This is a genomic window from Gordonia alkaliphila (assembly GCF_039542465.1).
GTDB lineage: Bacteria > Actinomycetota > Actinomycetes > Mycobacteriales > Mycobacteriaceae > Gordonia > Gordonia alkaliphila.
Map to the genome: position 1 here is coordinate 1 of NZ_BAABIE010000029.1, position 8,044 is coordinate 8,044.

General features: G+C 60.8%; 5 protein-coding genes. 4 read left to right on the forward strand and 1 reads right to left on the reverse strand.

Annotated features, from left to right (window positions below; genetic code table 11):
* Positions 1 to 99 precede the first annotated feature (99 nt).
* The 4 genes from drmA to ABD989_RS17385 are packed head-to-tail and all read left to right on the forward strand — an operon-like array spanning position 100 to position 6,893.
* On the forward strand, positions 100 to 3,231 hold the full coding sequence (gene drmA / locus ABD989_RS17370) for a DISARM system helicase DrmA (RefSeq protein WP_425556562.1): 3,132 nt from the start codon (positions 100 to 102) through the stop codon (positions 3,229 to 3,231).
* The gene (drmB, locus tag ABD989_RS17375; protein ID WP_345314466.1) at positions 3,231 to 5,276 is read left to right on the forward strand and encodes a DrmB family protein; all 2,046 of its coding nucleotides are present in this window, start codon (positions 3,231 to 3,233) and stop codon (positions 5,274 to 5,276) included. Before drmA ends, drmB begins: the two co-directional genes overlap by 1 nt.
* Complete coding sequence (gene drmC / locus ABD989_RS17380; protein WP_345314467.1) at positions 5,266 to 6,051, forward strand: DISARM system phospholipase D-like protein DrmC; 786 nt, start codon at positions 5,266 to 5,268, stop codon at positions 6,049 to 6,051. The genes drmB and drmC overlap by 11 nt, the downstream gene beginning before the upstream one ends.
* Positions 6,051 to 6,893, forward strand: coding sequence for a toll/interleukin-1 receptor domain-containing protein (locus ABD989_RS17385; protein ID WP_345314468.1), 843 nt, complete (start codon positions 6,051 to 6,053; stop codon positions 6,891 to 6,893). The genes drmC and ABD989_RS17385 overlap by 1 nt, the downstream gene beginning before the upstream one ends.
* A 236-nt stretch (positions 6,894 to 7,129) precedes the next feature.
* On the opposite strand, the gene ABD989_RS17390 is transcribed toward ABD989_RS17385, so the two are convergent.
* Complete coding sequence (locus tag ABD989_RS17390; protein ID WP_345314469.1) at positions 7,130 to 7,813, reverse strand: hypothetical protein; 684 nt, start codon at positions 7,811 to 7,813, stop codon at positions 7,130 to 7,132.
* Positions 7,814 to 8,044 lie beyond the last annotated feature (231 nt).

Consider the following 8,044-nt stretch of genomic DNA (forward strand, 5'->3'; position numbering starts at 1 on the left):
CCGACGGCGATCTCCGTTCGATCCGCCACCGTCAGCATCATCCGTCCAAGCCCCACCCGGGTCTCCCGTCGTGCTACCTGCAACCCCTGGTGGCCTGCAGTGTTGCTACGACGCTATGACACCGCCGAGTCCATCGTCCTGCGGGTCGACAGCTACGACGATCCAAAGTTCAACCGTGTGCTCGTGGAAATCGCGCTCTGTAACGACCGCGAAACCCCCATGCCTATCCCGTTGAGCATGTGGATGTTTCAGACAAAGCTGCTTGTGGATGCAGGTGGGGCCGAAGCCTTCCTTCCTGTGCAGGACGTGATGGAGCACGACTGGCCCGAGCATGATGAAGAGGTCAAGCGCCTCAACCTTCAGTATCGGAACCGGCTGGAGTTTGCGATCGGTCGCACCTGCTCGGCCGATTGGACACTGAAGAACGGTGCCCGCCGCGCAACCTCCGTCGAGACAACCTGGTTGCCCACCGGGGAGACCCCACAGACCAAGGCCCGCTCCGTCGAGGACGCAAAGTTGTCGATGGACGAACTGTCGACGACCACACCGGAAGAGCTGCGTTCTGGCCTCGATCCTTTGGTCAGTGGTTACGGCGCTTGGCTCGACGCCCAAGATTCGGAGGCGGCAGCCCTGCCGGGGCACCTTCAGGAAACCGCTGAGTTTGCCTTGTGGGACGCACGCGTTGCACACAGGCGCCTCATCGCTGGTTTGGAGTATGTCGCCGCTGACCCGGAAGCCCTGCGTTGCTTCCAATTCATGAACAGGGTCATGCGCGACCAGCGCATTGCCTCGCAAGTAGCGGCCGCACGTGCTGCTGACGCCGCACTCTCAATCGAGGCGGCGAAGGAGATCGTCGCTCGCCGTGGTGCGTCAGCCGCCTCGTGGCGCCCGTTCCAGCTCGCCTTCATTCTTATGCAACTCGGAGCACTGACTGAACCGGCTGCTGCAATCCGAAGTTCAGACCAGCATTCCAAAGTCGAGTTGCTGTTCTTCCCGACTGGCGGCGGCAAAACCGAGGCGTACCTCGGGCTTGCGGCCTACACGTTCGCCATTCGCCGGCGGCAGGGCGTGATCGAGTCCACCGATGGGCCGCTCGACGGCCGCGACGGCATTGCGGTACTCATGCGCTACACTCTCCGACTGCTCACCGCCCAGCAGTTCCAGCGCGCAACCGCGCTGGTCTGCGCCGCAGAGCTTGCACGCCTCGAAGACGAGGCAACCTGGGGCACCGAGCCGTTCCGCATCGGATTGTGGGTCGGTACTGACGTCAGCCCCAAGCGTTTCGAGGAGGCCGACGAGCAGCTCAGGAAGGCTAACGAGGGTTTCGGGCATCGGTTGACAGTTCTTCAGATTCAGCGGTGCCCTTGGTGCGGAACGCCAATCACTGGCGCTCAGGTCAAGGCGGACGCGAGCTACCGTCGCGTCTTCGTCCACTGTGGCGACGAACTCGCTCGATGCCCGTTCGCTAAGGGCGGCGCGGTCAGGGAGGGCCTTCCCGTTCTAACCGTGGACGAGGAGATCTACCGCCTGACTCCGGCGTTTGTGATCGCCACGGTGGACAAGTTCGCCCGACTTGCACGCGAAGGCGAAGCCGCCGCGCTCTTCGGGTACGTCAGTCGGCGTTGCGGACGGCACGGCTACGTCCATCCGGATTACGCACCGTGCCAGGTGGGCTCGCACCCAGCGAAGGACGGGTTACCTGCGGCAACTGTCACGCCGGTAGGTCGCCTGCGCCCACCGGACCTCATCATCCAGGACGAGCTACACCTCATCACCGGTGCGCTCGGCACCTCGGTCGGCCTCTTCGAGGTTGCTGTCGAGACGTTGTCGTCGTGGGAGACGCCCCTAGGCGCACCGGTGAAACCGTTGATCGTGGCCTCAACCGCAACCGTGCGCAACGCACAAGAGCAGGTTCGCCAACTCTATGGCCGGCAGGTCGAGATCTTCCCGCCGCAGGTACTCGATGTCGCCGACACATTCTTCTCGGAGGAGATGCCGATCGACGATGCCAACCCGGGTCGCCGTTATGTCGGTATCAGCGCCCAGGGCGTGCGCTTGTCGAGCGCCGAAATTCGGGTCTCAGAGGTACTGCTTTCGGCTGGGCAGCTACTTCTCGACAGGGCCGGGGCCGCAGCCGATCCCTACATGACATTGGTCGGCTACTTCAACGCCACTCGTGAGCTTGCCGGTATGGCTCGATACGTCGCAGACGACGTGCAGAGCCGCGTCAGGCGCCCCCGTAAGGACTCCGGTTTCCCTCGCCGCTGGGGGGCATCATTCGGCTTCCTAAATGTCGGTGAGTTGACCTCCCGCATCGCCTCAGCAGAGATCGGCCAGACACTCGACCATCTTGGCTTAGAGTTCGACCCGGACTACGACACCACAGAGGCAACCGAGGAGCGCATTCTTAGATCGCGCGCTGGCAAGAAGTCACCCTCCCGGAAGAACCCGCCCTACGACGTCGTCTTGGCAACGTCGATGCTGCAGGTCGGTGTTGACGTCCAACGGCTCGGCCTGATGCTCGTAGTCGGCCAACCTAAGAACACGGCTGAATACATTCAGGCGTCGTCACGTGTGGGTCGCGACCAAACAGCGCGTCCTGGCCTCGTAGTGTCGCTCGGCAACTGGGCCCGGCCTCGCGACCTCGCTCACTTCGAGCAGTTCAAGCACTACCACCAAACGTTCTACGCACAGGTCGAAGCGCTGTCGGTCACACCGTACTCGCCGACGTCACTGGCCCGCGGTATCGACGGACTCCTCGTCAGCGCCGCCCGCGTACTGCAAGCGACCGTTCCCGACGGGCTCTCGCCTGAGCGTGAGGCGTGGCGGATCAGGGATCAGCGAACGGCTGTCGAAGCAATCGTGGATAAGCTCAAAAGACGTATCGCCGTTGCTGCGCTCGACGAAGCCGCGACCAAGCAAGCCAACGATCTACTCGTCAACCGGTTTGATCGCTGGGCAGAGAGGGCGAAACGAGCCGCTGACATGCACAAGACCCTCGTCTACGAACGAACCGGCGACGGCGGGAAGTACCTACCGCTCATCATCAGCCCCGAAAACGCCAAAGCGTCCATCGGCGGTTCGATGGACGCACCATTCGTGATCGCCAACTCCATGCGCGAGGTCCAGCCCGAAATCAATATTCTCGTCAGTCCTGTGGAGAATCGTCTTTTTGCGAGAACGCCCGACAGCGTCGAAGACTGGACCTTGCCCGTCGGAGAGGAAAACTGATGACCGAACTGCCGCCCCAGTTGAGCAATGAAATGGTTCGCGACGAGCACGAGAAACTCGACCCTCTCGGTGACGCCGAGGAATGCGCAGTCAAGAACCGCGCCAAGGTCGGCTCCGCACGTCCCTCATCGCTGCTCTACACCTACGGCCCCGGCGCGATCATGGACCTACCCAACTTCGCGATCATGCCCGCCGGCCTCGATGACTGGGAGATGATCTGGAAGAGGCGCGATCACGTTCCATCCATCCTCGAACCGCGCCTGCTCGACGTCGTCCGGCTTCACCTTGGCCCCCAAGTAGACGCACTGCGTCGATTCCCGTGGCAGCCAAAGCGTATGGGCATGTCGAGCGAAGGATCAGACCTCGGTATCCCCGGGCGGGTGTTCCCTCAGTGGCTTCGCTGCACAGGCTGTGACTATCTCGGTCCGCTGCCCAGGTTTCAGTACACGAACACGCATCCCTTCCGGCCTGACCTTGCGCAATTCACGCACAAGAACTGTCCTGGCCGAGGCGGGAGTTCCAACAAGAAGTCCGGCAACCCCGCCGTACCGGCCCAGCACCTGCTGACGTGTACCAACGGCCATCTCGACGAGTTCCCGTACTCGCTGTGGGTTCACCGAGGGAAGAACTGCCCCAAAGCTGAATTTCCCGACCTCAAGATGCGGGACGCAAACGTTGGCAAGAGCGTCGGTTCTACAATCGCCTGCGGTTCTTGTGGTCAGACCAGAGGTATGGCCGAAGCCCAAGGCTCCGTCGGCCGCGACAAGCTCCCGCAGAAGTGTCGGGGGCGTCACCCACACCTCAATGCTTTCGACAACGGCTGCGATGCACGCCCAGCACTGATCATGATGGGAGCCTCCAACCTCTGGTTCGCTTCTACTCAGTCAATCATCGTTATGCCACGCACCGACGCTGAGGAGACAGAGGCCCTCGCTGATCGGCTCCGCGCCGAGTTGGGCGTTGAGCAGGTCAAACAGTTCGGCGACCAGATCGACGTCATCAGGGCACTCGCTGGCGCAAAGAACATCGAACTTGACGGACTCACCGACGACGACATCGCAGCTGCCGTCGCCGATGTGCTCGAGCCCTCCGACTCGGAGGAAGTTCGTCAGGAGAAGCTCGCCGCGTGGGACCCGGTAGATCTGCTCGTGCCCGAGTGGCGATACCTCCAGAAGCCGGCACTCTTCCCGCAGCAGCAGAACTCCAGCGGCCTCATGGTCACCGAGATGCCGCGAGAGACTAATCTGGATCCGAAAATCAGCCGCGTCGTGGCTGTCAACAAGATGAAGAAGGTTAACGCAGTCCTCGGTTTCACCCGCCTCGACGAGATGGACCGCGTCAACGACCTCGTCAACCGCCTGGTAAAGCTCACACGCAACGGGAAGCCGACTTGGGTGCCAGCGACCGAGGACCGTGGTGAAGGAATCTTCCTCCAGCTCGACCTCGAAACCGTCGCAACCTGGGAGCAGTCGATCCTCGCGACTCCACTATGGGAGGCGCACCGTGCGGCTCACCGACGCAACTTCGAGCGCCGGTTCTCTGAGACCGCGAAGAACGTGGATCCTGACCTGCGACTGCCGCCGCCTCGCTACTGGCTGCTCCACACCCTCTCTCACTCGCTGATTCGCGAGATGGCCATGTCGAGCGGCTACGGTGCAGCCAGCCTCACCGAGCGCATCTACGGCTGGACCAGCACGCCACAGCGCGAAGCTGCCGCCGGACTGCTGATCTGTACAACCGCGTCTGATAGCGAAGGGACGCTTGGCGGCCTGGTAGCACTCTCCGAGCCAGCACACCTCCACAGGCTGGTCGTCGCAGCTCTGCGTCGCGCTTCGCGCTGCTCGTCCGACCCAGTATGCGCGTCGCGCACCCCGAGCGACCCAGAGGACTTCCTTCACGGTGCGGCATGCCATTGCTGTTCCTTCGCGTCCGAGACCTCGTGCGAAAAGGCAAACCGCTTCCTCGACAGGCGGTTCCTAGTCAACCTCCCGACGGCTACGGGCGAATCCGTATCCGGGTTCTTCGGAAGCCCGGATGATCTCTGACCCCTTCGCATTACTCGGGAAGTTCCTGACCGCGAGCGAAGCTGACGCTCTCGCGGCACAGTTCGCCGCCAGCCAGCACACTGTTAAAGCGCTGGCCGTCGTCAATGCCGCTCGTCGCGGTGAGGCCAAACAGTTGCTAATTGATGCCGGACTCAATCACGAGGACGGCCAGCGCGCGGCAGAAGTCCTGCGCGCCATCGCTGGGGCCAAGTCGCTTAGGCAGGACCTCACACCCGTCTGGACAATGCCTGGCGACGAGGCGAAGGTCGGCCACCTCACCGGCGAGTTCCATCGTCTGGTTCAGGCCGCACGTCAGTCGGTCGTGTGCGCGACATACAACTTCGAGCCGACCTCACAGATGTGGGTGGTACTGAAAGAAGCTTCCGAGCAGCCTGGTGTCACTGTTGTCGTCTATGTCGACGGACGAAAGGCCGATTCCGCCAAGGTCAAGGCACAACTACCGAAGGCGACCGTCTATCAGTCCTCCACACTCCCCAACGGCAGGGAGATCGTGAGCCACGCCAAGTTCATCGTGATCGACCACGAGATTCTGCTCCTGACCAGCGCCAACTTCTCCTTCAGCGCAGAGAACCGAAACATCGAGTTCGGAGTCCTACTTCGCGACTCCGCGCTTGCAGAGTCGGTCGAGTCGACTATGACCAGCAAACATGGATCCCTATACGAACTAGTCGACCCAATTCGCAGCCCGCAGCCTTTGAAAAGTGCTTCAATTTCATCCGAAACCATCTCGAGCAGAAAAAGAGGTCTGATGTAGTGGAAATTCACGAGACCATCTGGGAAGGCGACTACGCCGACCGCGAACCATTTCTCCATGCCATCAATGAGATCAACTCGATTGAGGAATCAGTACTCGTCGGATTGAATTTATGGTGGTCAGACTATCCTTACGATCTACGAATTTTCGCACAAACCGTGATCTCCAGGGAAAGCGACGACAAATTCAGGGCCGCCCATAAGAAGATCAACTATCTAATGAGTGAATGCCAAGCGAGACAACGTACCGACATTACCCTAGAGCAACTCCAGCAAGCTGTTGGCCAGCGCCAAATGAACAGCGTAGGCGCCATACTTGGGACGCCAGTATCAGACCCGTGCCGCTTTCCCACGCGGAAGGAGCTAATTCCGAAAGGATACGACCCCCAGGATTGGACTGCGAAATCGCGAGTATTTTTGAGCCATCAAAATGAACGCAAGGAAGAAGTAATCGATCTTCAGGGCTATCTAGCTGGGTCCGACATCCCCACCTGGATTGATGTTCACGACATTGACTATGGCCAGAATCTCGCCGTCGCGGTCCAAGAAGGAATCGCACAGTCCTCAATCGTCATCTTCTGGGTATCAGAGAAGTTCTTGAAGTCAAACTGGTGCCAGGTCGAATTCGAAGGATTTCTTGGCAGATACTCCGGACGCCGCGATGTAACCATACTAACTGCCGTCGAACGCGGATGCATAGATCAACTTCCACCACTTCTACAAGGACTTAAATACCTTGAATTGGACAGCCCCGGAGATCCACGAAAAGTAGCCAAAGAATTTGCCCCAGCCATCCGCCGCGCCCTTACCGGGCCGCTCGACAAAGGTTGGCAAAATCCCTAGTAATGGCATTGCCACCAATAAGCGAGTCCCGCTCTCGCGTCGTCAAACCGCGAGCGTCACGCCTTCATCTGCCCGGCCTGTCTCCATGCCCACGAACATTGTGCGGCAGGAATCCAGCGAGCCGAACACGAATCGCCGATCCGAAGTCAGGACATGCGCGCCGATCTACGACTCCAGGTCGGCCACACGTTGCCGCGTTCGGGCGGGATCGCTGCGGTAGATCGCCTCGCGACGACTCACGCCGTGGCTGCGGTCGGCGGAAGGACGATCACCGAGCCGTCCGCCTGCTTCACCATGTCGATGGCCACATCAGCCTGCCCGAGCGGGTGCGACACCTGGTCGCCGAGTGCTCGGAGTCGCTGGGTTGTGTGCAGAAGCTTGTCGACGGAGGCCGAGCTGAACGTGAAGTCACGGATACCGTGCGACCTATCGAGTTGCAGTGTGGACAACCGGAGGCGAACGTCGTCGAGATCGTTCGTCAACTTCTCAAGGTTCTGGGCATCCAACTTCAACGCTGCCGAGAAGTTCTCGAACTCATTCCCCTCGTCCTGCTGAGCGTGCTCCACCGCCTGCAGAACGAGGACCCTCCGCTTGAGCGCGATGGCCAAGTCCGCGAGTTCGAGGTGCGCGTAGAACTCGCCGTCCTCGGCGTCGATTCCGTTGATTGCACCGACGAGCGCCGGCAGTTCCACCTTGTCGCCCCGTAGCTTCTTGAGCGCCTTCTTCCACCCCTTCGCACGGCGTTCGGCAGCGGCAATCGCGGTATCGATCGCGTGCACAGCTGATCCGAGGCCCAGCGAGGAGCTGATCTTTCCCTTGTCGAGCAGAATCGCGGTGGCCTTATCGATGGCGTTCCGGCAACCGTCCAGGCTGTTTCGCTCGTCGTCGAGTCGATCCTGATGCAGTTTCTCCAACAGCACGGTGATCTTTTCGATCGCGGCGCGTCGCTGCTGCTCGGCATAGAGGCTCTTCGAAGTTGAGCGGGCACCTCAGCAGTGAATCTGGATGCCTGCCCGCTGTTTGCGGGCTCTTCGAAGTTGAGCGGGCACCTCAGCAGTGAATCTGGATGCCTGCCCGCTGTTTGCGGGTGCAGTGGAATCGTATCCGGCGTCGTGAGTTCTCGAGGTTCCGGAAGCCACATGCGGCGCGTT

What these genes read in the sequence shown, in the direction of transcription:
- drmB (WP_345314466.1), top strand. Translation starts at nt 3,231, where the DNA reads ATGACCGAACTGCCGCCCCAGTTGAGCAATGAAATGGTTCGCGACGAG.
- drmC (WP_345314467.1), top strand. Translation starts at nt 5,266, where the DNA reads ATGATCTCTGACCCCTTCGCATTACTCGGGAAGTTCCTGACCGCGAGC.